This is a genomic window from Okeania sp. KiyG1 (genome assembly GCF_014132355.1).
In the GTDB taxonomy this organism is placed as follows: domain Bacteria; phylum Cyanobacteriota; class Cyanobacteriia; order Cyanobacteriales; family Microcoleaceae; genus Okeania.
Genome location: NZ_BLZO01000053.1, coordinates 52,224 through 76,874, shown reverse-complemented (window position 1 = coordinate 76,874; position 24,651 = coordinate 52,224). Strand labels below are relative to the sequence as shown.

Sequence of the window (24,651 nt, the reverse complement as noted above, 5' to 3'; positions counted from 1 at the left end):
AAAAACATCAATAATTAATACCAACAGGACTGACGCAAATTAACCTTGAAAACGAGGTACTGATAACTGATAACTGATAACTGATAACTGATAACTGAAACGACTTTTAGGTATAGCAGTTGAAGGAAAGGTTATACCATTTATCCATGAAGTTGCACTTAATATAAAGATGAGAATAGTCAGTTTAATAAGGTCTGAGCAACAATTATTAAGCGCATTGTTACAGAGAAATGGTATTAGGACAAATCGACAGCTTAGAACTCAGACAATGTAATACCGTTTCACGGAAGTTATAAGTCAAAAGTCAAAAGTTAAAAGTAAGATTTTATAAAATCAAAACTTTAATTATGCAGTAATTTCAGGAAATTATTTAACATTTAAAGTTTGAAATTATTTGTGAAATTTTTAAAGTGAATTGGTATAAGATTTTTACCGAAATATTGTGGTTTAAAGCCTCCCCTTTTAAGGGGATAATAAATAAAAATTTTCATGATTAGTCAATCCTCTTCTTTTCAAGGAGAGGTAATTCTAAATTCTAAATTCTAAATTCTAAATTCTTGAATTCTTCCTTCTACTAACTTCAGGAGATTTTTAACAGATGGTTAAACAGGGAGATTTATTAAAAAGATTATTCAATGCTTTTAAGCCTTTTGAACCTTTGAAACCTGGTAGTCCTGTATATGTTGATTGTCGGGAAGTTCGTGGGGATGGAGATGTTATTATTGATTTAGCTGAGAATATTAAATTATCTGATAATAATACTTATCAACTTTATGCCGGACATCGAGGTGCGGGTAAATCAACGGAACTTTTACGACTCAAAGAACACCTGGAAAATAACGGATATTTTATTGTTTATTTCGCTGCGGATGAACAGGATATTAATCCAGAAGATACGGAATATGCTGATATTTTGTTGGCTTGTACTAGGCATTTATTGGAACATTTGAAAGATGCTAATCCTAAGCCTCTACTTGATTGGTTAAAGGGGCGGTGGGCAGATTTAAAAGATTTGGCAACTACGGAAATTTCTTTGGAAAGTTTGGCAGTTGAATCACAAATTAATCAGTACGCTAAACTGACGGCAAATATTAGAGCAGAACCGACTTTAAGGAGAAAAATTAGAGAGAAAATTAATCCTTATACTGAGAGTTTAATTGAGGCTCTGAATAGTTTTATTCGTGATGGTAAAAAGAAACTTGGTTCTGGTTCTGAACTGGTAATAATTGCTGATAGTTTAGACCGAATTGTACCAATTGTTCAGCCGGACGGACGTAGCAATCACGATGAAATTTTTGTAGACCGCAGCGCTCAATTGAAGGGTTTAGATTGTCATACAATTTATACAATTCCTATTTCAATGGTCTATTCTAATCAGGCGCCTAATCTCAAAGTTGAATATGACGATCCACAGGTTTTACCGATGATTATGGTGGAGACTCGGGAGGGGGAAGTTTACGATTTGGGAGTGGCTACAATTAGGGAAATTATTGATAGACGAGTTAGTGAAGTTAATCCTGATTTATGTTTAGAAAGGGATGTTTTTGAAAGTCGAGAAGTTTTAGATAGACTTTGCTTAATGAGTGGGGGTCATGTCCGGGATTTAATGTTATTAATGCAAAGTGTAATTAAACGTGCGGGAGGTAAATTACCGATTTCTGCCAAAGTGGTACAAAGAGCTATTACGGAAGCAAGACTTCCTTATAAAAGATCGGTTCAACAGGAAGAATGGCAAATATTAGTTGATGTTTTTCGCTCTAAAAGTATATTGAATAATCAGCAACACCGGGATTTATTGTTTAATCGTTGTTTGCTGGAATATACTTTCTTGGATGAGGAGGGAGAAAAGCAAACTTGGTATGATGTTCATCCTTTAATTAAAGGAGTTCGTGAATTTAAAGAGTTGTTGGAATGAAGTTTTAAAGAAGTCAGGAGTCAGATTTAGATTCCCCCCTAACTCCAGATCCCCCCTAACCCCCCTTAATAAGGGGGGAACTGCTTAATAAGGGGGGAACTGCTTATGATTAAAAAAGGGGGAACTGCTTAATAAGGGGAGAGATTTCAAAGTCCCCCTTTTCAAGGGGGATTTAGGGGGATCGTAAATGTACCTAATCTTTATAAGAAATGCGATGCTCAAATAAATTAATTTTTACCCACCAGAGCATTTTTCGCAACAGGATTTATCGAATTTATAGGGGGAAGGTTTCAAAGTCCGGAACCGCTTAAAAAAGGGGAACTGCTTAATAAGGTGAGAGGTTTCAAAGTCCCCCTTTCCAAGAGGGATTTAGGGGGATCGTAAATGTAACTCATCTTTATGAGAAATTCTATTTTAGATCCCCCCTAACCCCCCTTAATAAGGGGGACTGCTTATGCTTAAAAAAGGAGAACTGCTTAATAAGGGGGGAAGTTTCAAAGTTCCCTTTTCAAGAGGGATTTAGGGGGATCGTAAATGTAACTCATCTTTATGAGAAATTCTATTTTAGATCCCCCCTAACCCCCCTTAATAAGGGGGGGACTGCTTATGCTTAAAAAAGGGAGAACTGCTTAATAAGGGGGGAAGTTTCAAAGTTCCCTTTTCAAGAGGGATTTAGGGGGATCGTAAATGTAACTCATCTTTATGAGAAATTCTATTTTAGATCCCCCCTAACCCCCTTAATAAGGGGGACTGCTTATGCTTAAAAAAGGGAGAACTGCTTAATAAGGGGGGAAGTTTCAAAGTCCCCCTTTTCAAGAGGGATTTAGGGGGATCGTAAATGTAACTCATCTTTATGAGAAATTCTATTTTAGATCCCCCCTAACCCCCCTTAATAAGGGGGGGACTGCTTATGCTTAAAAAAGTTGGAACTGCTTAATAAGGGGGCAGTTTCAAAGTTCCCTTTTCAAGAGGGATTTAGGGGGATCGTAAATGTAACTCATCTTTATGAGAAATTCTATTTTAGATCCCCCCTAACCCCCCTTAATAAGGAGGGGACTGCTTATGCTTAAAAAAGGGAGAACTGCTTAATAAGGGGGGAAGTTTCAAAGTCCCCCTTTTCAAGAGGGATTTAGGGGGATCGTAAATTTTTATCCACCAAATAATTTTTAATAACAGAAATTTTCAAATTTATAGCGGTTTTTACAAAAGTAGATTACAAAACTTCTGCCTTCTGCTTTTAAGCGAAAATCTCTATATTTTATGTTAATGAAAACTACTATAAGGAGTTGCTGCAATGAAGGGAGAAAAAGTTGTTTGGGAAGAGGATATACAGTCAACTTTTGCTGAGGAATATCAAGACCTATTGAATGTTGTCAGGTTTATTGAAGGTTTTGGTTTATTGTTTGTAGAATGTTCGCCTCCACAGGGAACGGAAATTATTGAAAAAATTCGGCAGGATATTCCTCAAGAAAGGGTGGAAGTTTTGCGTTTGGATAAGACTACTTATAATTTTTATAGTCTGGTAAAGGAATTGCCAAATTTAGCAGAGATTGATGTTTTGTTTGTGACTGGTTTGGAATATTCTCTCTATCAATATGAGGAGGAGATGAAGGAAAGGGGTTGGGATAGTAATGAGATTATTTCTATTAGTAGAAGGGGAGTACCTCCTGTTTTGATTAATTTGAATCAGCAGCGAGAAAGATTTAGGGATGATTTTGATATTTGCTTTGTGTTTCTGTTACCAAGGTTTGCTGTAGATTACTTGATTAAACGTGCGCCAGATTTTTTTGATTGGCGTTCTGGGTTATTTCTGTTTCCTATGAATGAGGAATATTTACGACAAGAATCTTTAGATGTTTCAGCAAAAAAGTTAGATGATTATAAAGAACTTACAAGGCAAGAGCGTAAGTATGTATGGTTGAGAATTAAAAGTTTGCTTGATGATGAGAGACTTCCTGGTGAACAAAAAGCTAATTTGTTGGTGATAAAGGCTTTATTGGATAGAAAATTTCAGCACAATGAAGAAGCAATATTAGCTTGTGATGAAGCATTAAAAATTCAATACAATAATTATGAAGCTTGGAATAATAAGGGAAATGCACTGAGAAATTTAGAAAGATACGAAGAGGCAGTTGTTGCTTATGATCAAGCTCTAGAAATTAAGCCAGACTTTCATGAAGCTTGGGATAATAAAGGCGATGCACTGAGAAATTTAGAAAGATATGAACAGGCATTGGCTGCTTATGATAAAGCTTTAGAAATTAAACCAGATTATTATTATGCTTGGTCTGGTAAAGGCATTGCATTAGAAAATTTAGAAAGATATGAGGAGGCAATTGTTGCTTATGATAAAGCTTTAGAAATTAAACCAGATTATTATTATGCTTGGGATAATAAAGGCGATGCACTTAGAAATTTAGAAAGATATGAACAGGCAATTGCTGCTTATGAAAAAGCTTTAGAAATTAAACCAGACTATCATTATGCTTGGTTAGGTAAAGGCATTGCATTAGAGTATTTAGAAAGATATGAACAGGCAATTGCTGCTTACGATAAAGCTCTAGAAATTAAACCAGACTATCATTATTCTTGGAATGGTAAAGGCTATGCACTTAGAAAATTAGAAAGATATGAAGAGGCAATTGCTGCTTACGATAAAGCTCTAGAAATTAAACAAGACTATTATTATGGTTGGTATTGTAAAGGTAATGTACTGAAAGAATTAGAAAGATATGAACAGGCGCTGGCTGCTTATGAAAAAGCTCTAGAAATTCAGCCAGACTATCATTATGCTTGGTATGATAAAGGCATTGCACTGTTTTGTTTAGAAAGAGATGAACAAGCGCTGATAGCTTATGAAAAAGTTCTAGAAATTAAACCAGACTCTCATTATGCTTGGCATGATAAAGGCAATGTACTGTTTTGTTTAGAAAGATACGAACAAGCGCTGGCAGCTTATGAAAAAGCTCTAGAAATTAAACCAGACTATCATTATGCTTGGTCTGGTAAAGGCATTGCATTAGAAAATTTAGAAAGATATGAACAGGCAGTTGCTGCTTATGAAAAAGCTCTAGAAATTCAACCAGACTATTATTATGCTTGGAGAAAAAAAGGTTATGCACTGAGAAATTTAGAAAGATATGAACAGGCGCTGGCTGCTTATGAAAAAGCTCTAGAGATTAAACCAGACTATCACTATGCTTGGTTCGGTAAAGGCAATACCTTCTTACAGCTAAAATTTTATCAACAAGCAATAGCTGCTTATGAAAAATCTCTAGAAATTCAACCTGATTATAAAAGCTCTATTATTAACCTTGGCTTAGTTAAGTATGAAATAGGAAAGATAGATGAAGCTATAAAAAACTGGGAAGCTGCCATTAAAATAAATAACCAAGATTTAGAACCTCAATTAGCAATAGGAGTAGCACTATACAAAAAAGGTGAAATTTCAGCAGGTTTATCAATGGCTGAAACGGCATTAAAATTAGACAAAAATTGGGGAAGCTTGCAACGGCTCAAAGAAGAACTTTGGAGCGATAAACTATTAGCAGATGCAGAAAAATTATTAGAAAATCCTCAGATAAAAATATTACTTTCTCAGACAGTTGAAGAAGAAAGAAGCAAGGAAGAAAAAGAGGTACTGATAACTGATAACTGATAACTGAAATGACCTCACGTCACAACCAAAACCCTGTAGGGCGAATGCCATTCGCCCCTACTGTGGTCTATCCAAATAAAAACGGCTGTATGATGGGATTATTCAATTCAGACTAATAGAAATCTCTAAAAATCCAATCAATTCCTATCAATAAATTATCAATTATTTCTCCCTGTTCCCTGTTCCCTATTCCCTTTTTCCTAAATAAGCGATCGCCACACAAAAAACTCACTCCAAACTTATCAAGAAAAAAGAATATTTCTCTCTCCTTACTTTCTCATATCAACTTGCATTAATTCAGCGTAATAAATCTAGATCCCCCCAACCCCCCTTGATAAGGGGGGCTAATAACTTTCCACCCTTGAAAAGAGGAGCTAATAATATCATATCCGTTGGGGCGCGTTTGTGTAAAACCAAAAGTGAATATCTACAGGAAATTTACGTTTTTTCATGCTTTTAAGCCTTCCTTTCTCTTCCTTCTTCCTTACCTTCACGCTTACAATACCGATGCTACCGGACATGATATAATTTTCCACCCTTGAAAAAAGCAGCTAATAACTTTACAAGAGGGAATTGAGGGGATATCGACACATAAAACTTTGATTACAGGTAACTAAACAGACATGATATTAGATATATTCATTATTCTTCTTTGCCTATTCCCTATTCCCTAAAACCCAAAACTTTCTACCTAAGCAGCATGATAATTGCTAGATTAGATAGTCAAAAAAAACAGTAGAGAAATTAACAAAACACCTCTAATTTTCTCTTAAAATTCACAGCCTAAATTCATCAAACATAGAACAAAAGTAAAAACTTTAATATACTGAAATAGAACCAACCAGAATACTCCCTATATTTATTGACTAATACAGCAGTCGAAGCAAAGCTTAGGACATTCCTAAATGCTCAAACCCAGTTAGGGATGACTTCTAACTTCTGACTTCTGACTTCTAGCTTCTGACTTCGTTATATAACACCCCACCTAACAAGTAAGAACATTAAACAAATCTACTATCCTAAAATCATCTAGTCATCATGTCAACCCTCAGTACTTGTGAACCAAAATACCTAGAACTAAAAAACCGTCTCATCCAAATACGAGACCTAGAAGCCACCGCCTCCATACTAAACTGGGACCAAACCACATATATGCCCACCGGAGGAACTTCCGCCAGGGGCCGACAAATAGCCACCCTCAAAGAATTTGCCCATGAAAAATTCATCGACCCATCCATAGGTCAACTCCTCGAAGACCTCCGCCCCTACGAACAAAGCCTCCCCTACGACTCCACCGCAGCTAGCTTGATCCGTGTTACTCGCCGAGACTACGAGCGCGCCATCCGAGTCCCCTCAGAATTTATGGCCAAATTTTGCCAACATCAAACTACCGCCTACGAAGCATGGGTCAAAGCCAAATCTCTCAAAAACTTTTCCCTAGTACAACCGTACTTAGAAAAAACATTAGACCTAAGTCGAGAACTAGCTTGCTTTTTCCCCCACAAACATATTGCCGATCCTCTCATTGACTTTGCAGACGAAGGCATGACAGTCTCCATACTTCGCCCTCTCTTCAGCAAGCTACGCCAAAAATTATTACCCATAGTTGATGCCATTACCTCCGGTCCACCCGTTAATAATTTTTACCTCCACCAATATTACCCAAAAGAACAACAACTAAAATTTGGACGTACTGTCATAGACCGTATTGGGTTCGACTTTCAAAGAGGTAGACAAGACGAAACACCCCACCCCTTTACTTCTAGCTTTTCCATTGGAGATGTCCGTATTACCACTCGCGTGTATGAAAATAACTTTACCGAAGCTCTATTTAGTACAGTCCACGAAGTAGGCCATGCTCTCTATGAACAAGGTATTGCCCTAGAATTAGAAGGAACGCCCCTTGCTGAAGGAACTTCAAGCGGTATCCATGAAAGTCAATCCCGATTATGGGAGAATATGGTGGGACGTAGTCGAGGTTTTTGGGAATGTTTTTATCCCCAACTACAGGGTATTTTTCTTAAACAACTCAGTTGTGTTTCTGTTGCAGAATTTTATCGGGCAGTTAATAAGGTTGTTCAGTCACCCATTCGTACTGATGCTGATGAAGTAACCTACAATCTCCATGTGATGATTCGATTCGATTTAGAGTTGGCCATGTTAGAGGGTAAGTTAGCTGTTTGTGACCTTCCCGAAGCTTGGAATGAACGCTACAAAAAAGATTTAGGTATAGTTCCCACTAATGATAGTGAGGGAGTAATGCAGGATGTGCATTGGTATGGTGAAATGATTGGGGGAATGTTTCAAGGCTATACTTTGGGTAATTTAATTGCTGCTCAAGTTTATGAAACTGCAGTGAAATCTAATCCCGAAATTACTGTTGCTATTGAACAAGGTAATTTTACTCTTTTGCATAAATGGTTGAAGCATAATATTTATCAACATGGTCGCAAATATACTGCTAATGAACTAATTGATAGAGTAACAGGTAAATCTTTAAGTATTGACCCATTTATTCGTTACATTCAAAATAAATATAGTGACATCTATTCTCTTAAATTAGCTCTTGTTGCTTGAGGGAAGTAAATTTTAAACAAGGAATTGAAGTTAAAATTATTTTGGAAATAATCGAAATATTTTCTACATTTCTTTGTTTTGATTATTCTTCAATTTTAACTCTATAGCAGAAGGAATATGGAAGATGGAAGAACGCCAGATTTTTCCTTCTCTGGTAGATAACTAAACGTTTTCTTCCCTCTTCTTTCTACAGCTTAAAACTCAGAAAACGCCAGGTTTTTCCTTCTCTGAAGGGCGAGGCTTGAAACCCACTTTTTCGGTCATTTCAGTTATCAGTTAGCCTCCTATCGGAGGAACTGCGTTAACAGTTATCAGTTGTCAGTACCTCTGCAATAAGGAGGCTTGAAATACAGAATCTTCTTTTCTCTTGGTTGATTGGATATGGCGAGGTCTCCTCGCCATCCCTCAACCGCTTTTTATCCTCTTAAAACTCTTAAAAAGAGGAGGAGTAACAACCCAAATTTTTCGGTGAGTTACACCCGTTCCGGACAAGATGTAGGCGCTGGGAATGTTTAATTGTTAATATCTGTACTTTGTTATGAGACCGAATCTGTTGTAACTAAATGCCTTCTTCCCTCTTCCCTCTTCCCTCTTGCTTCTTCCTTCTTCCTTCTTCCTACTAAAGATGTTAATATTAATTATACAGATGGTTAAAATTTTAGCTGAATCGGCAGCAAATTGAATGAGTTCGATGCCCATTCAATTTGCATACTATCCCAGCAAAAGCCTTCACCCTGGTTGAAAAACTTATATGATTATCTTGCAATAACTCCGAAAATTTTCCACCATGCGCACTGCCTACCAATATAAATTAAGGCCCAACTCATACCAAATAGCCACAATAGAAATGTGGTTGGAATTGTTGCGTCGGCAGTACAACTATCGGTTGGGTGAAAGGTTCTCGTGGTGGTCAGAAAACCGTTGTCCAGTTAACGCCTGTCCCTTGGTGATGCCAATTCCTCAACTAAGAGATAATCCAAATTATTACTCTCAAAAACGAGATTTGGTCAATACCAAGGATAAGTTTCCTGACTACAGGCTAATTCATTCTCAAGTTTTACAGGATTGCATTAAACGAGTGAAATTAGCTTTTGATAGATGGTTTAAAGCCGATAAAAATGGACATAAATTAGGGAAACCAAGGTTTAAAGGAAGAGGGCGTTATCGCAGTTTTACTTATCCTCAAATCAAACTTGACTGCATAGAAGAAAATCAAATTAGTTTGCCCAAAATTGGAAAAGTAAAGTTAATTCAGCATCGTCCAATACCAGAAGGGTTGACAATTAAAACAGTAACTATTAGTCGTAAAGCAGATGGTTATTATGTGACTTTATCCCTAGAAGACAAATCAGTTCCAACTTCGACAAGTAAAGTTGAACCTACATTAAAAAATACTCTGGGAATCGATATGGGACTGAAGGAATTCTTAGTAACAAGTGAAGGAGAATCTGTCCCCATACCTCAATACTATCGCTCATCTCAGCAGCGATTAAAGACTCTACAAAAACGTTTATCTCGAAAGAAAAAAGGCAGCAAAAGATGGTTAAAGGCTGTTAAAGCTGTAGCGAAACAACATAAAAAGGTTGCCGATCAACGTAAAGATTTTCATTTCAAAACAGCCAATGAATTATTATCAAAAGCAGAAGTTATTGCCCATGTAGACGCGGAGCGCGGCGTGCCGGAGGCAAACTTAAATATAAAAGGGCTAGCAAAGACTCGTTTGAGTAAATCAATTAACGATGCAGGATGGGGACAATTCCTGACTATTTTAACTGTCAAAGCCGGAAATGCTGGACAGAAGACTATAGCAGTAAACCCCAAAAATACTAGCCAAGATTGCTCAAATTGTGGTGAAAAAGTCAAGAAAGAATTAAACATACGAACTCATTCTTGCCCACATTGTGGTGCTGTGATTGACCGCGACTTAAATGCAGCGATAAATATCAAAAATAGGGCGGTAGGGCATTCCGTCCTTAAAGCTCGTGGAGCCCGACGGAATACCGGGGCTGAGAAACGAGAAGCCCACACTATAGGGCCAGCTTAGTGTGGGAGTATGTCACTCCCGTTCAATTTCAGCTCAAACCAGAACTGCAAACATCAGCAAATATTGAAGAGAGAGCCAGGATTTTTAAGCCAAAACTAAGTAATCATCACAACAATATTATTATGCGTATCCCTACTATTACTACTCTATTAAGTTTAGTAGCCCTGTTTACTTTTACTCAAGCCAAAGCTGTTGCCTCCAACAAAACAGAATCTTTAGTAACAGAAAAAAAAGAAGATTTAACTGGTAAGTCTAATTTAGAGACTGCCACTTCTGCTGAAAAAGATACTAACAGAATTAAACTGTGGCAAAGACAGAAAAATCAAAACTTTCGGATACCCTTTATTGGTAGAAATATCAGAACTTTAGGTAAACCTGCTCAACCTGAATTATTCTCCAAACCATTCTATTCAGGTGCACCTCAAAAACAGAATAATCAAAAGAATATATCACAAGGTTCTCGAGGAGCAGAAGTCTGGGCAGTACAAAGACGTTTGCAAGCTAGAGGTTTCAACCCTGGAGCTGTAGATAGTGTGTTTGGCACTCGCACCAGAGAAGCAGTAAAAGCTTTTCAAAAGTCTGTGGGTTTAGATGTAACAGGTATAGTTAATGAAGCTACTTGGACATCTCTGGCTAAACCCTCATTTGCCTCTCGTCCACATACTCAAAGACCTCAAAGACAAAAACCATCCATCTCAAGGCAAAACCCACCCATCCAAGTAGAAAAGATATTAGCAAAAGGAGACAAGGGGTCTAAAGTTAAAACCTTACAAATGCGTCTAGAAACAATGGGTTTTAATCCAGGTCCAATTGATGGAGTGTTTGGCAGAAAAACTACAGGAGCAGTTAAAGCATTTCAAAAATATAAGGGAATTAAGGTTAATGGGATAGTGGATCGAAAGACTTGGCAAGCTTTCAAGCAGAAATAAATGACTCAAACTTTTACCTAAATAACATGGGAGCATGAAAGCCATCGTCTTTTAAGCGATGGATGAAAGGCTAGGAGTCGGATTTTAAGGAGATGTATTTTATTTGACCGAAAAGCCACGTTGAAGGCCCCCGTGTTTGAACCGGGGATGAAAACAACCGAGTCGTTTAGACTAGACAACTAAAGTGGTCCTATGCTATTATTATTCAGGGGTAAGCCATCCAAACCTCGTTTCAAATGTACTCTTGCCAGCAAGTTTTAGTAAGTAAAAATCCTGAATTAATTGCTATCTTAACATTCTTATGTGAACAGTCTCACAAGCTCACTAACATGGGAATATATTATGGTCGGCAATTATTTTTTAAGTCTTACAAAACTCTGGGCAAGTTTGACGCAGGAATTAGTCTACAAAAAGAACAATCACTATAAAGTTTTATATTCGCTCTTCAGCACAACAAATATTGAGAACTGTAGCTGAATCATTTAGGTCTTCAGGATGGTTTAATAAAAGCCTATAATGAAGGGAAAATATCAGAAAGACCAAGGATTCCTAACTACAGAAAAAAAGGGGGAATGGCTACAGTAAGTTACCCCAAGCAAGCATTAAAGCTTAAAGATAATAAAATTAGAGTACCACTAGGTAATACCTGTAAACGCTGGTTTGGTCTAGATAGCTTTTTAATTCCAATGCCGAGTAATCTAGAATTTTCATCTCTGAAAGAACTGAGAATATTACCCAGAAATAGATTTTTTTATTGGGAAGCGTGTCTATGAAAAAGAAGTGGTAATTAAACCTCAATTAAATCAAGACAATGTATTAGGAATAGACCATGGTGTAAATAATTGGTTGACCTGTGTATCTAATGTAGGTACAAGCGCGGGTTGTGGATGGTAAACATCTCAAATCAATGAATCGTTGGTATAACAAACAAGTATCAACTATTAAAGAAAATCAACCGACTGGATTTTGGTCAAATAAACTAGCTGCAATTACAGAAAAGCGTAACCGCCAAATCCGATTTGGGTATAAATAAAGCAGCCAGAATAGTAATTAATCATTGTTTAAAAAATTCTATTGGTACAATTGTATTTGGTTGGAATAAAGGTCAGAAAAATCAAATAGAATTAGGAAAAAAAAGCAATTCAGAATTTGTACCAATTCCCACAGCTAGACTCAAAGAAAGAATAGCTCAATTATGCTATGAATATGGAATAATATTGATAGAAACAGAAGAGAGTTATACTTGTAGGGGCGAATGGCATTCGCCCCTTCATTTTTAGATGGTGAAAATCTACCTAATTATGGTGAGAAACCCAATGATTGGAAACCGTCAGGAAAAAGAATAAAGCGTGGTTTGTATAGAAGTGGTAATAATTGCTTGATTAATGCAGACTGTAATGGGGCTGCAAATATCATCACAAAAGTAAGCCGCAAAGCTAGGGTTAAACTTAAGCCGACTGTGTAGGGGCACTTTGACTTGCCCCCAGAGAGTGTATCTTTGGTCAGCGCTCGAAAAAACGGAGCAACATGGATTTATCCTGTTGCGTAGTATCTGCGCTTGTTTCCCCGTGACTTGAGTCCGGGGAGTAGTCAATTTCTGAGGATAAACTGCCTATCTAATCTTGAATAAATCAGAAGGAAGAAGGAAGAAAGAAGAAGCGGTGCGACCCCGCGATGACACCAGCTCGCTTGCGGAATGCTGACCAAGAGAGGAAAAAGTGAATAGGGACTCATATATCAACTAATGGTAAACACCGTGCAGAAGGCGGGGTATTAAATCCAGAAAAAAAAGATAGTTTGATCAAAAATATGCCTACTTTATATAAAGCGATCGGCGAAAAAGTAAAAATTGTCGATCGCTTTGTTTTATATTGGATAAAAATTTTTGCTAGAAGAAAAAATTTGCCTACGATCTTCCTCTATTTCCTATTACGTCAAATATCTAATTTTATCTTCATATATCAAATGTAAAAACTATTTTAGGCGCAAAATATGATATGGTGATATAAAAATATTATAAACCATACTTTCAATAATTAATAATTGATAATGGATAATTGATAATTACCTCTCCCTAAAAGGAAGAGGATTGAATAAAAGGAAAATTTTTTCTTCTCTTGGTCGATTCTTGGTCGATTGGATATGGCGCATCCCTCGACCGCTGTTTCTCCTGTAAAGCCTCTCCTTTAAACTTTAATTATTCGGTAAAACATAAGTTATACCAATTAACTAACTTTCATACCAATAATTCTATATTCTTAAACATTATAGATTTAATTCACTTGAGAATTAAGTTGAATCAAGTGAAAAATTCTCCACAAATTTATATATTTATCTGAATGTTGGCATTTATACCCGCACCATAATCTCTGATTTGGTGTCGGGATGAATGCCAACCAATACTATAGTAATACGAAGAGTGTGAGTAATAGGTAAAAACATTGAAAGCAAGATACAAATATCGCATCTATCCAAATCATATACAAGTAACGCGCATTAATCAACTATTTGGTTGTTGTCGATATGTTTGGAATCAATCATTAGCACATTGTAATCAACTGTATGCTAATGGTAGTAAGAAACCAAGTTATGTTGATTTAACTAAACAATTCATAACTAAAGCTAAACGAGAATTAGTTTGGTTAAAGGAAGTGGCATCCACTCCACTACAACAATCATTAAAAGATTTAGACCAGGCATATAAAAATTTATTTAATAGTTGTACTGGTAAGCGTAAAGGTGTAGGGGCGAACGGCCGTTCGCCCGTACAGCCACCATTATTTAAGTCCAGGAAATCTAGACAAACTGCAAGATTTGTAGGTGAAAATTATCAGGTAGGTCCAGATAAAATCTATCTCCCAAAAGTAGGAAAAATTAAAATAGTTTGGTCTAGACCATTGGCTAGTAAACCTAGTTCAGTTACTATAATTAAAGATAGTGCAGGACGTTACTTTGCTAGTTTTGTTGTAGAAACTTGTGCAGAACATTTACCAAAGCTTGGCAAATCAATAGGTATTGATTTAGGTATTTCAACTTTTGCAACTTTGAGTAACGGAGACAAAATTAATGCTCCAAAACCTCTGAAAAACAACCTCAAAAAGTTAGCTAAATTTCAGCGTAAATTTGCCAGAACTGAATCAGGCAGTAAACGTCGTGAAAAACGTAGACTAAAAATCGGTAAACTTTCCTACGGAATGCTGCGCAAACATACCAAAATTAAAGATATTAGGACTGATTTTCTACACAAGTTATCAACTGATTTGGTTAGAAAGTATGATGTTATTGTACTGGAAGATTTGAATGTTTCTGGCATGGTTAAAAAGCCTCCTACGGAGGAGCTACGCTATCGCAAATTGGCTAAAGCAATTAGTGATTTAGGCTGGAGACAATTTAGAACTATAACTGAGGCTAAATGTGAAAAGTATGGTAGAGAGTTTAAAGTCATTTCCAGATGGGAGCCTACTAGCCAAAAATGCAGTTTTTGTGGCTTTAAGGGAGGAAAGAAAGAGCTAAATGTCCGTGAGTGGACTTGCCTCAATTGCGGAACTTTTCACGATAGAGATGTCAACGCTGCTGTAAATATTTTAGAAGTTGTTCAACCGAAAACCAAGGTGGAAACAGCGAAAACAAAAGTAGTAGAAACGTCTGTACAATTATCACTTTTTAATGAAGTCGCCGAGGGTCAACCGGAGACAATTAAACGGACGAGGAGACGTGGTAAATCATCCCCTAAAAAGGATGTTCGTGTCAGTGAGTCGTCAACCCGCCCTGAATCTTTCCTGTAGGGGCGAACGGCCGTTCGCCCCTACTGTCTGTTTGATTGATGGATGGGAATCCCGCGCTGTCTCGTAGAGCAGCGTCGGGAGGATGTCAAAGATTTAAAATATTTTGCTTTGCCAAACCTCAAATATTTGCTTTATTAAATAGCCATTATCCCCAAGGCTTCCTCTTCAAAACCAACCAAATAAAAGTCTAAGACCCGAAGCCATGCATCGAAAATCCATTTTAGGGATTATTTTATTTTTCCTGACCCTAGCATTAACTATTTTACACGGGTCACTAATAGATAAATATATACAAAATCATCAATTATCAAATCAAATAAAAGAAAGTACAATACAGCAAATTTATAATTCAGACTTAGAAAATCTTTGCTTTGACAAATCCCCAGAATTACAGTTTATAGAACCCCAAAATTCCCATAAAACTCTAACTGTTATTCCTAGAAAAATCAATTTAGACTGAAAAATATATCCACTTCCTCATCTCAATCTACCTACGAACCAATTGATATTTTGTGGATATTACTTTGCTCTGGGTTAGTATTTATCATGCAGCCTGGATTTATGTGTTTAGAGTCTGGACTCACCAGGTCAAAAAATAGCATTAACGTTGCCATTAAAAACTTAACAGATTTTGGTATTTCAGTTACCTGCTTTTGGAGTTTTGGATTTGCTTTCATGTTTGGGGCTTCATCTTCTGGAATAATTGGCCATAGTAAATTTTTCCTGGCAACCGATCTACAAGCTTTTGACGCAGCCTTCTTTTTATTTCAAGTAATGTTCTGTGGTACAGCTACCACCATCGTTTCTGGTGCAGTAGCTGAACGCATGAAGTATGCCTCCTATTTATTCGTCGCCTCCCTAGTTTCAGGTTTGGTCTATCCCATATTTGGTCATTGGGTTTGGAATGGAGTTGATACTGGTATATTAATAGGTTGGCTTGGACATAATGGTTTTGTTGACTTCGCAGGTTCGACTGTTGTTCATAGTATTGGTGGGTGGGTGTCTCTAGCAGCTTTATTAGTTATTGGTCCTCGAACAGGTAGATTTCCTCCCGGTCGTCCACCAGAAAAAATTCATGGTTCTAATTTACCCCTATCAGTTTTGGGGGCAATGCTGATTTGGTTTGGTTGGTTTGGGTTTAATGGTGGAAGTACCCTGGCATTAAACGAACAAGTAGCAGGTATTATTGTCAATACAATTCTTGCTAGTGCAGCAGGAATGATTATTACTCTTGGTATTACTTGGTATATCAGAGGAATACCCAGTGTTGAGGGACTAATTAATGGTACTCTTTCTGGTTTAGTTGGCATTACAGCAGCTTGTCATGCTGTTACAGCTTTTTCTGCCATTTTCATTGGTGTTATTGCTGCCATAGTCACTATGTTGGTAGAGCAAGCTTTAGAAAAAGTTCGAGTCGATGATGCTGTTGGAGCTATTCCAGTTCACCTGGGTGGGGGTATTTGGGGAACATTAGCTGTAGCTTTTTTTGGGAAGGCAGAGGTTTTAGATACTGGTCTTAGTTTTAGCCAACAATTGACAGTTCAGCTATTAGGAATTTTTGCAGCTTTTTTATTAGGATTTTGTTTGGTATATCCAATTTTATTTATTACAAATAAGCTTTATTTCTTCCGAGTTTCAGAAGCAGATGAACGTATTGGTTTAAATGTTTCGGAGCATCAAGCTAAAACAGAAATATTAGATTTATTTAGAGTAATGGATTCTCAAGCTAGTACGCAAGATTTAAGTTTGCGAGTACCTGTGGAACCTTTTACAGAAGTAGGTCAAATTGCCGATCGCTACAATCAGGTAATGGATGCTTTGGAGGAAGTTACTGCCAGAAATGATGCCATTATTAAAGTGGCGACAGATGCCATTATTACTTTTACTAAACCAGAGCTAGAAATTATTAGTATAAATCCTAGTGGTGAGAAAATTTTTGCCTACAAAAATCAAGATTTAGTAGGGAAGCCTATTTATCAAGTATTTGACTTTACTATTAATCCATTGACTATGGAAAAAATGGATGCTGATCGTTTATTAATGGCATCAGAAGAGTTAAGAGTAGAACCATTAAAATTATGGGTTAATCCAGATTCGATCTTCTCTCAAAGTTTAGAAAGTAAAAATTATTTTTATGTCTTTGAGTTGCCAGATATTCAGCCAGAAAATTGGCAAGATTTTTTTCCTAGTTTTTTGCATTTACTAGATGAGAATTTAATAGATAGTCAAACAGAGTTGGAGCAACAAAAAAAAAGCGTTCGACAAAATGATTATATAGAATTACTGATATCTAAAATTGCTAACAGTGGAAACCTTTTTGAATTAGTTGGTGTCCGTGCAGATGGTTCTCTATTTCCAATGGAAATTGCAGTTAGGGAAGTAAAATTTAATCAAAAAACTTTCTACACAGGAACTTTTAGAGATATTACAGATAGAAAGGAATCAGAAATAAAGCTCAAGGAAAATGAGCAAAGGTTTCGGAGTTTATCTAGAGCTACCGTTGAAGGAATTATTATCCATGAACAAGAAAAAATCATGGATACAAATGTCGCTGCTGCCAATATGTTTGGATATGAGTTATCAGAAATGGTGGGTATGGATGGATGGCAATTAATCGCTCCAGAATACCACGATTTAGTAGTTGAAAAAATGACTTCTGGTTCGGAAAAAGCTTATGAAGTAATTGGAGTGAGAAAAGATGGTTCAACTTTTCCTTTAGAAGTTGAATCTAAGGTTTTTTTATACAGAGGTAATCAAAATGGAGTGGCAGCTTTAAGAGATATTACTGAGCGAAAATTAGCAGAGGCAGCATTACGAGAAAGTGAGGAAAGATTTAGAGCAGTAATGGAACAAGCAGCAGATGCTTTTATTATTCACGATTTAAAAGGAAAAATTATTGATGTAAATGAAAGTACCTGTAAAAGTTTGGGATATTTTCGTCAAGAATTATTGAATTTATATGTAGAAGATATTGAAGAAAATTTTGTCTCTCAAGAGTTTCCTAAAAAATGGAAAAATTTGATTGTTGGCAGACCAATGACTATAGAGGGAATTCATCGTCGCAAAGATAATACAACTTTTCCTGTAGAAATACGTTTGGGTTTATTAAAAGCAGGAAATGGTAAATTAATTTTGGCTCTTTGTCGTGATATAACTGAACGTAAAAAAGTAGAAACAGCTTTGCTCTTAGAACGAGAAAAGTCAGAAAAATTGTTGTTAAATATTCTACCTAAACCTATTGCTGATAGATTAAAAGAAGGAGATAGTACAATTGCAGAAGGATTCGCAGAAGTTACAGTTTTATTTGCAGATTTAGTAGGGTTTACTGAATTAGCAGGTCGTGCCACTCCTGAAAGATTAGTTTATTGGTTAAATGAGATTTTTTCCAGATTTGATTTACTCGCAGAAAAATATGGTTTGGAGAAAATTAAAACTATTGGAGATGCTTATATGGTCGTGGGTGGGTTGCCAGACCCAATGGAAAATCATGCTGAGGCGATCGCTCTAATGGCTATAGATATGATCGAGGAAGTAGCTCATTTTTCTGATGAACAGGAACAAGACTTTAATATCCGTATTGGTATAAATACTGGCCCAGTAGTCGCTGGTGTAATTGGACGTAAAAAGTTTATCTACGATTTATGGGGTGATACTGTGAATATTGCTAGTCGTATGGAGTCTCATGGTATGCCAGGTGTTATACAAGTGACAGAAGATATCTATCAGATTCTACAGCACAAATTTTTATTTGTGGAACGGGGATTTATAAATATTAAGGGCAAGGGTTACATGAAGGCTTATCTTTTGCAGGGAAAAAAAGAGTTATATTGAGGAAGGGAAAAGGGAAAAGTCAGAATTAAAGTCAAAAGTCAAAAGTCAGAATTAAAGTCAAAAGTCAGAATTAAAGTCAAAAGTCAAAAGTCAAAAGTCAGAATTAAAGGGAAAAGTCAGAATTCTAAATTCTAAATTCTAAATTCTAAATTCTAAATTCAAGCCCCCTTATTGCAAGAGGTACTGATAACTGATAACTGAAATGACGGCGGGGTATTAAACTCGCAAAAGAAAAGATAAAAAATTGTCAGTTATTGTAAAAATTTCTGATTTGTGTGTTATATTGAAATTATGCGGATGTGGCGGAATTGGTAGACGCGCTAGATTTAGGTTCTAGTTTCTTCGGAAGTGGGGGTTCAAGTCCCTTCATCCGCATTTAATTTAAGAAGGAAGAAAGCTGAAAAGTCTGAAAAAAACTTAAATTCTCTCATTTTTAATCCAAGTTGAGCTGCTCATCAGAGACTGTTGAGTTACAGAAATAATTACCGAAAAATTCAGGTATAAAGCCTCTGCATTCATGGAGAAAAAAGCGGTCGTTTTGCTTCGCATAACTACGTTAACGCTACGCGACATGTTTGCGGAGCATGACCTAGGAAAAAGCGTAGCTTCCCGAAGGGTGGGATGGCGGAGCGCGGAGCGCCTCTGATAAGAGGGGGTCTCAGAGCCATATCCATGAGACCAAGAGAAGAAACAAAATCCTTTTAACCAATCCTCTTACTTTATAAGAAGAGTTAATTCTAAATTCTAAATTCTAAATTCTAAATTCTTGAATATGCCACTTTCTAGAAATATCAGACTCAAGACACAGTTAAAGGCATTCCATTATCACTAGGTTTCAACTTCAACAACAAAGGAACAGCTTTCTTTACCCAAGACTGCACAGGAGTACAGGACTTTGCTGCCTCCCCAAAACAGACATCAAGCATCTCAGTATGAATAACTCCAGGGTTAAGAGGAATAGCGGCCATTCCTGACGGTAACTCTTGGGCTAAAGTACGGGTCAAACCCTCTATTGCCCACTTTGAAGCACAATAAGGCCCCACTTGTGGAGAAGTGGAACGTCCCCACCCAGAACTAAAATTAACAATTATTCCACTCTTTCTAGAAATCATAGCAGGGAGAAAATGACGCATCACATTTGCTACACCCTTAATATTAATATCAATTAATTGAGAAAATTCCTCACTATCAACTTCCCAAACAGACCCAAGTTGATTAACTATGGCGGCATTATTTATTAATAAGTCTGGCGGTGAATAATTACCTAATGTTTTAGCTGCCCACTCTCGCACAGATTTTTCATCTGCTACATTCACACAAGTAAACTGATGTGGATTACCATATTGAGTAGTTAATTTTTCAACAGCAGATGCAGAGCGAGCACAACCAATAATAGTATGACCTAATCTAATAAATTCATCGGTCATAGCTCTACCTAAACCACGGCTAACCCCTGTAATAACAATTATCTTTTTCATCGAGTATATATATTTTTTTACTTAGCTCTCATTATAATTAAACTCCGTTCTAATTTAAGAAGGAAGAAGTAAGAAGGAAGAAGGAAGAAGGAAAAAGTGGATAGGGATAGTCTTCGACACGCCACTTCCTGTCTACAAACCCCAAGCAATTGCAAACACCATGTAGACGGCGGTTAAACAATTAATAATTAACAATTACCTCTCCTTAAAAAAAAGAAGATTTATCCTTAAGGAAAATTTTTTCTTTTCTGTTTGCCTCATGGATATGGCGAGGATACTTCGCCATCCCTCTACCGCTTTTTTATCCTTTAAAGGAGAGGCTTTAAAACTCAATTATTCGGTAATTAAACCCAAAATAAAAAGATAACAATAATAAAACCCGATAATAATTTTAGAATGTTAGCCATTGACGAACAACAATTATCAGCCTGGGTAGAAACAGCATTAATTCAAACAAAACTAGGTAATTTACCTACTTATATTCCTTCACTTGCTGAAGCTAACCCTAATGATTTTGCCATAGTTTTACAAAGTATTGAAAATCAGATTACCTCATTAGGTAATGTAGAAAAAAAATTGCCTCTAATGAGTGCAATTAAACCTTTTTTGCTCTTATATTTATTATGTGAATTTGGCAGTGATTTTGTATTTAAAAGAGTGGGAATAGAACCTTCAGAAAAGCCTTTCAATTCTTTAGAACAACTAGAAATTGACGGTGGATGGCCAAGAAATCCAATGATTAATAGTGGAGCGATCGCTTTATCATCGTTACTACCAGGAAATACTGCTCAAGAGCGCTGTGAAAATTTTTGTTCTTGGCTGAACGAGTATGGAAAATGTCAATTATTTTTAGATACAAATATATTAGCTTCTGTTAGGTCTTTACCTAATCAGAATAATCAAGCGATCGCTGAAAAATTGGTAGAAGCTGGTTATATTCAAGACTGGAAAATTGCTTTAGATACTTATAATCAAATTTGTTGTTTATCTGGCACAATCTTTGATTTAGCTAATTTAGGAATGTTGTTAGTAAAAGGTCCTAATTCTAAGTGGAAAAAACACTGTTGTGCAGTTAAAGCACTAATGACTACCTGTGGTTTGTATGAAGCATCAAGTTGTTATACTGTAAAAATAGGAATTCCGATTAAGTCTAGTGTAAGTGGAATTGTTTTGGGAGTAGTTCCTAGTACAGGAATAATTGTTTGTTATAGTCCTCCTCTAGACAAGCAAGGAAATTCTGTAGCAGGTTTATTTCTTTTAGAACTAATTTCTCAAAATTTACATTTAAGTGTCTTTTGCTAAAAGGGGAGGAGTCAGGAGTCAGGAGTCAACCCACCCCTAACCCCTCCGGTGGAGGGGAAGTCAGGAGAAATGGGAATTATAGAGGAGGTAGTTGGATGTTTTGTCCCTTGATTTTTCTGCCCAACTCTTGCCCAAAATGCTCACTTTTTGTAGCTCTCAGACACCGAAAACCAGGTACTTTTTTCCATAAAAAAAATACTAAAGCCTTTATCTGTAAATGCTTTGAGATTCTATCGGTAATAGCAATTTGATAAATGTTTGCTACAAATATCTAGGGTATTTCTTAGGAGTCAACCCACCCCTAACCCCGACCGTGCAGGAAGTCAGGAGTCGTATGGGAATTGCTTTAATACCATTTTTTAGGGCGTAAATTATCTTTTTTATCAAAGGGATATCTCTTGCATTTGTCTTTTTATCCCTCATAACTATTCGTAACATTCTTTTTTCAAATTGGTACAAGTCCTAATTAACACTCCCCCACTCCCCCACTCCCCACTCCCCACTCCCCACTCTCTACTCCCCCGCTCTCTAGCTCAAAAAAACATAGAAAAGTGTGTTTAGGGTTTTAAAATTCATTTTGAGTCGCTCCCACCTGTAAATTTTTCAACAATAAAAACTCTCCAATTATCTTCCTTTATTTCTTATTTCTTCAAGCATTTAATTCACTGTTAATATTTTAAATCTAAATGCTGAAGTAATCTTTACTGAATTAATTAACCGTCAATCTTTTGAGAAATTTATCGGCAAATTAAATGGGGCAGAATTCATAACAATTCGACTTAGATTCTATTTCTGGGGAAAAAATTCTGACACAACCCTGCTTATAAATAAACTGGTCGCTATATCTGTTCTTGATATTTGTAATGATATTAAACCTTGCCATTATTGCCATTAACTCAGATCTTTTTATAGGTTTGCTCATATAACCATTAGCTCCTTGTTTCATGGCCCAATAGACATCAACTTCTTCGTTTTTATTAGAGAAAAAAACTACAGGTATATTCATAATTTTAGGCTCTGATTTAATTTGACGACAAACTGAATAGCCATTCATTTTTGGCATAATAATGTCTAAAAGTACTAAATCAGGATGTTCTAACTTAATTTTTTCTAGTGCTTCTAAACCATTACTTGCCAGTATAATACTCAATCCCATCTTAGTAAGAATATATGAACATAGTTTTCTGACAACCTCGCAGTCATCTACTATTAAGACTGTTTTTTTGATCATGATTAAATAATGAAGCTAGTGTATAGTTACCGAACTTAATTGAAGTGTAGATTCAGCACCTCTGAATTAGGTAATTTAATACTCGCACTCCTGACTGTGTTCCCAATTGCAGGTTAAATCAATCGATTCAGTTAACAATGAAATTTTTAACTAAGAAGATATTAATCTTATTAACCTAGTTTCAGAACTTTTTGGTAGAGCATACAATCGTATATGCCTATAACTATAATACACATTATTAGTAAAATATTAGAAGTTTTACCGAAAATTTGTGAAGTTATGATGAAATTTTTATAGCTAGGAGTTAATTAGCTAGAAAAAATTGAGTATTGAGGTGAAAATTTAGAGTATTTATACCAATTACCAAAAATAATCCTATACTTCAGTCTAGCTTCAATACTTAAGTAATTAGTAGAATTTTATAGCAATTCCCAAGAAGCATGAGGTACAAAATTCCTTGTTTTTAGGGAACAGGGAATAGGGAATAGTACACAAATAAATTAAAGATAAGTGTACCTAATTAGGATGAGAAACGCTATAGCAATTCCCAAGTAAGGTATTTACTTTACCTCCTCAAATTTTATACACCGCTTTTTACTTTGACTTTTTGAATATAGCAGTAGAAGGGAAGGGTGCGGAAAGATGAAAAACTTAAAATTCAGACAACATAATATTTTTCCTTCTTCCTTCTTACTTCTTCCTTCTTCCTTCTTCCTTTTTCCTTCATAACAATTCCCAAGTAAGGTATTTACTTTACCTCCTCAAATTTTATACACCGCTTTTTACTTTGACTTTTTTGAATATAGCAGTAGAAGGGAAGGGTGCGGAAAGATGAAAAACTTAAAATTCAGACAACACAATATTTTTCCTTCTTCCTTCTTCCTTCTTCCTTCTTCCTTCTTCCTTCTTCCTTCTTCCTTCATAGCAATTTCCAAGTAAGGTATTTACTTTAACTCCTCAAATTTTATACACCACTTTTTACTTTGACTTTTTTGAATATAGTAGTAGAAGGGAAGGGTGCGGAAAGATGAAAAACTTAAAATTCAGACAACACAATATTTTTCCTTCTTCCTTCTTCCTTCTTCCTTCTTCCTTCATAGCAATTTCCAAGTAAGGTATTTACTTTAACTCCTCAAATTTTATACACCACTTTTTACTTTGACTTTTTTGAATATAGTAGTAGAAGGGAAGGGTGCGGAAAGATGAAAAACTTAAAATTCAGACAACACAATATTTTTCCTTCTTCCTTCTTCCTTCTTCCTTCTTCCTTCTTCCTTCTTCCTTCTTCCTTCTTCCTTCTTCCTTCATAGCAATTCCCAAGTAAGGTATTTACTTTACCTCCTCAAATTTTATACACCGCTTTTTACTTTGACTTTTTTGAATATAGTAGTAGAAGGGAAGGGTGCGGAAAGATGAAAAACTTAAAACTCAGACAACATAATATTTTTCTTTCTTCCTTCTTCCTTCTTCCTTTTTCCTTCTGCTATATCAGCTTACTAAAGCAGAATTGGTATGAGATTTGAAAATTGTTTCAGCTTTTGTGGCATTTAAGTCCGGATAGAATATCTAATTAAACTTAAAATCAAAAATACTATCCGTTAAATACATCAAATTCTCAAGCTTTAGGAATAAATAAAACAATTAAATTGAGGTGAAAATCACAGTTCAGTATTTAGCATTCAGCTATCTAAAATGGAACTTTGCATTAGCAAATGGCCATTTGCCCCTACGAATAGAAAAAACCATGAGTATTTGTAGCAAACATTTATCAATTTGTTATAACTCCGTTAACGCTCCGCGACATATAAAGCGTTTGCGAAGCATTCCGTAGGAAAGCTTTGCGTTACCTTTCTGGCCATTAGCTAGCGTACAACTACGTTAATGCTCCTACTGTATGAATT

Annotated in this window: 18 protein-coding genes and 1 tRNA gene; 15 read left to right on the top strand and 4 right to left on the bottom strand. The window is 36.1% G+C overall.

What is annotated here, in order from left to right; all coding sequences use genetic code 11:
• Positions 1 to 598 precede the first annotated feature (598 nt).
• The 3 genes from SAGCYANO_RS09755 (at position 599) to SAGCYANO_RS09745 (ending at position 8,150) form a co-directional block, all read left to right on the top strand.
• Complete coding sequence (locus SAGCYANO_RS09755; RefSeq protein ID WP_202219893.1) at positions 599 to 1,915, top strand: AAA family ATPase; 1,317 nt, start codon at positions 599 to 601, stop codon at positions 1,913 to 1,915.
• 1,294 nt (positions 1,916 to 3,209) lie between these two features.
• Positions 3,210 to 5,573: a tetratricopeptide repeat protein gene (locus SAGCYANO_RS09750; protein ID WP_202219892.1), complete on the top strand. Its 2,364-nt coding sequence runs from the start codon at positions 3,210 to 3,212 to the stop codon at positions 5,571 to 5,573.
• A gap of 1,038 nt (positions 5,574 to 6,611) precedes the next feature.
• On the top strand, positions 6,612 to 8,150 hold the full coding sequence (locus tag SAGCYANO_RS09745; RefSeq protein ID WP_202219891.1) for a carboxypeptidase M32: 1,539 nt from the start codon (positions 6,612 to 6,614) through the stop codon (positions 8,148 to 8,150).
• A gap of 519 nt (positions 8,151 to 8,669) precedes the next feature.
• Here SAGCYANO_RS09745 and SAGCYANO_RS09740 read toward each other — a convergent pair.
• Positions 8,670 to 8,849 carry a hypothetical protein gene (locus SAGCYANO_RS09740; RefSeq protein WP_202219890.1) on the bottom strand — a complete coding sequence of 60 codons (180 nt, stop codon included), beginning with the start codon at positions 8,847 to 8,849 and terminating at the stop codon, positions 8,670 to 8,672.
• 88 nt (positions 8,850 to 8,937) lie between these two features.
• On the opposite strand from SAGCYANO_RS09740, the gene SAGCYANO_RS09735 reads away from it, so the two are divergent.
• The 11 genes from SAGCYANO_RS09735 to SAGCYANO_RS09695 all read left to right on the top strand — a co-directional run bounded on the left by SAGCYANO_RS09735 (position 8,938) and on the right by SAGCYANO_RS09695 (position 19,114).
• On the top strand, positions 8,938 to 10,194 hold the full coding sequence (locus tag SAGCYANO_RS09735; protein ID WP_202219889.1) for an RNA-guided endonuclease TnpB family protein: 1,257 nt from the start codon (positions 8,938 to 8,940) through the stop codon (positions 10,192 to 10,194).
• The gene (locus SAGCYANO_RS09730; protein ID WP_202219888.1) at positions 10,194 to 11,123 is read left to right on the top strand and encodes a peptidoglycan-binding protein; all 930 of its coding nucleotides are present in this window, start codon (positions 10,194 to 10,196) and stop codon (positions 11,121 to 11,123) included. The genes SAGCYANO_RS09735 and SAGCYANO_RS09730 overlap by 1 nt, the downstream gene beginning before the upstream one ends.
• Before the next feature lie 236 nt (positions 11,124 to 11,359).
• Positions 11,360 to 11,551, top strand: a complete 192-nt coding sequence (locus SAGCYANO_RS09725) for a hypothetical protein (protein ID WP_202219936.1) — start codon at positions 11,360 to 11,362, stop codon at positions 11,549 to 11,551.
• A gap of 144 nt (positions 11,552 to 11,695) precedes the next feature.
• Entirely contained in the window at positions 11,696 to 11,896 is a 201-nt protein-coding gene (locus tag SAGCYANO_RS44485) for a hypothetical protein (protein WP_237396020.1), read from the top strand.
• Positions 11,897 to 12,030: 134 nt separating this feature from the next.
• The gene (locus tag SAGCYANO_RS47455; RefSeq protein ID WP_255502517.1) at positions 12,031 to 12,156 is read left to right on the top strand and encodes a hypothetical protein; all 126 of its coding nucleotides are present in this window, start codon (positions 12,031 to 12,033) and stop codon (positions 12,154 to 12,156) included.
• The gene (locus tag SAGCYANO_RS44480; protein WP_237396019.1) at positions 12,143 to 12,403 is read left to right on the top strand and encodes an IS200/IS605 family accessory protein TnpB-related protein; all 261 of its coding nucleotides are present in this window, start codon (positions 12,143 to 12,145) and stop codon (positions 12,401 to 12,403) included. The genes SAGCYANO_RS47455 and SAGCYANO_RS44480 overlap by 14 nt, the downstream gene beginning before the upstream one ends.
• A complete protein-coding gene (locus SAGCYANO_RS44475; protein ID WP_237396018.1) occupies positions 12,379 to 12,588 on the top strand; it encodes a hypothetical protein in 210 nt (69 codons plus the stop codon). The genes SAGCYANO_RS44480 and SAGCYANO_RS44475 overlap by 25 nt, the downstream gene beginning before the upstream one ends.
• A gap of 344 nt (positions 12,589 to 12,932) precedes the next feature.
• On the top strand, positions 12,933 to 13,094 hold the full coding sequence (locus tag SAGCYANO_RS09715; protein WP_202219887.1) for a hypothetical protein: 162 nt from the start codon (positions 12,933 to 12,935) through the stop codon (positions 13,092 to 13,094).
• Positions 13,095 to 13,564: 470 nt separating this feature from the next.
• Positions 13,565 to 14,908 (top strand): RNA-guided endonuclease TnpB family protein, encoded by a 1,344-nt coding sequence (locus SAGCYANO_RS09710; RefSeq protein WP_202219886.1) that lies wholly within the window; start codon positions 13,565 to 13,567, stop codon positions 14,906 to 14,908.
• A 510-nt stretch (positions 14,909 to 15,418) separates the two neighbouring features.
• Positions 15,419 to 18,739: an ammonium transporter gene (gene amt, locus SAGCYANO_RS09700; RefSeq protein ID WP_202219884.1), complete on the top strand. Its 3,321-nt coding sequence runs from the start codon at positions 15,419 to 15,421 to the stop codon at positions 18,737 to 18,739.
• 293 nt (positions 18,740 to 19,032) lie between these two features.
• Positions 19,033 to 19,114: transfer RNA gene (locus SAGCYANO_RS09695), tRNA-Leu, on the top strand.
• A 422-nt stretch (positions 19,115 to 19,536) separates the two neighbouring features.
• Here SAGCYANO_RS09695 and SAGCYANO_RS09690 read toward each other — a convergent pair.
• Positions 19,537 to 20,217, bottom strand: coding sequence for an SDR family oxidoreductase (locus tag SAGCYANO_RS09690; RefSeq protein WP_202219883.1), 681 nt, complete (start codon positions 20,215 to 20,217; stop codon positions 19,537 to 19,539).
• Between the two features lie 396 nt (positions 20,218 to 20,613).
• Here SAGCYANO_RS09690 and SAGCYANO_RS09685 point away from each other — a divergent pair, with 396 nt between their 5' ends.
• The gene (locus SAGCYANO_RS09685) at positions 20,614 to 21,519 is read left to right on the top strand and encodes a glutaminase (protein ID WP_202219882.1); all 906 of its coding nucleotides are present in this window, start codon (positions 20,614 to 20,616) and stop codon (positions 21,517 to 21,519) included.
• A 748-nt stretch (positions 21,520 to 22,267) separates the two neighbouring features.
• Here the strand turns inward: SAGCYANO_RS09685 and SAGCYANO_RS09680 are convergent.
• Together SAGCYANO_RS09680 and SAGCYANO_RS09675 are read right to left on the bottom strand one after the other, a co-directional pair.
• Entirely contained in the window at positions 22,268 to 22,750 is a 483-nt protein-coding gene (locus SAGCYANO_RS09680) for a PleD family two-component system response regulator (protein WP_202219881.1), read from the bottom strand.
• A gap of 782 nt (positions 22,751 to 23,532) precedes the next feature.
• Positions 23,533 to 23,673 (bottom strand): hypothetical protein, encoded by a 141-nt coding sequence (locus SAGCYANO_RS09675; RefSeq protein ID WP_202219880.1) that lies wholly within the window; start codon positions 23,671 to 23,673, stop codon positions 23,533 to 23,535.
• Positions 23,674 to 24,651: the final 978 nt, after the last annotated feature.

Excerpts from the sequence above, each read along its gene's own strand:
- SAGCYANO_RS09675 (WP_202219880.1), bottom strand. The coding sequence starts at position 23,673 with ATGAAGGAAGAAGGAAGAAGGAAGAAGGAAGAAGGAAGAAGGAAGAAG.
- SAGCYANO_RS09750 (WP_202219892.1), top strand. The coding sequence starts at position 3,210 with ATGAAGGGAGAAAAAGTTGTTTGGGAAGAGGATATACAGTCAACTTTT.
- SAGCYANO_RS09715 (WP_202219887.1), top strand. The coding sequence starts at position 12,933 with ATGCCTACTTTATATAAAGCGATCGGCGAAAAAGTAAAAATTGTCGAT.
- SAGCYANO_RS09685 (WP_202219882.1), top strand. The coding sequence starts at position 20,614 with ATGTTAGCCATTGACGAACAACAATTATCAGCCTGGGTAGAAACAGCA.
- SAGCYANO_RS44475 (WP_237396018.1), top strand. The coding sequence starts at position 12,379 with ATGGCATTCGCCCCTTCATTTTTAGATGGTGAAAATCTACCTAATTAT.
- SAGCYANO_RS09725 (WP_202219936.1), top strand. The coding sequence starts at position 11,360 with ATGTACTCTTGCCAGCAAGTTTTAGTAAGTAAAAATCCTGAATTAATT.
- SAGCYANO_RS09740 (WP_202219890.1), bottom strand. The coding sequence starts at position 8,849 with ATGGGCATCGAACTCATTCAATTTGCTGCCGATTCAGCTAAAATTTTA.
- SAGCYANO_RS09690 (WP_202219883.1), bottom strand. The coding sequence starts at position 20,217 with ATGAAAAAGATAATTGTTATTACAGGGGTTAGCCGTGGTTTAGGTAGA.
- SAGCYANO_RS47455 (WP_255502517.1), top strand. The coding sequence starts at position 12,031 with ATGAATCGTTGGTATAACAAACAAGTATCAACTATTAAAGAAAATCAA.
- SAGCYANO_RS09745 (WP_202219891.1), top strand. The coding sequence starts at position 6,612 with ATGTCAACCCTCAGTACTTGTGAACCAAAATACCTAGAACTAAAAAAC.
- SAGCYANO_RS09755 (WP_202219893.1), top strand. The coding sequence starts at position 599 with ATGGTTAAACAGGGAGATTTATTAAAAAGATTATTCAATGCTTTTAAG.
- SAGCYANO_RS09735 (WP_202219889.1), top strand. The coding sequence starts at position 8,938 with ATGCGCACTGCCTACCAATATAAATTAAGGCCCAACTCATACCAAATA.
- SAGCYANO_RS44485 (WP_237396020.1), top strand. The coding sequence starts at position 11,696 with ATGGCTACAGTAAGTTACCCCAAGCAAGCATTAAAGCTTAAAGATAAT.
- SAGCYANO_RS09680 (WP_202219881.1), bottom strand. The coding sequence starts at position 22,750 with ATGATCAAAAAAACAGTCTTAATAGTAGATGACTGCGAGGTTGTCAGA.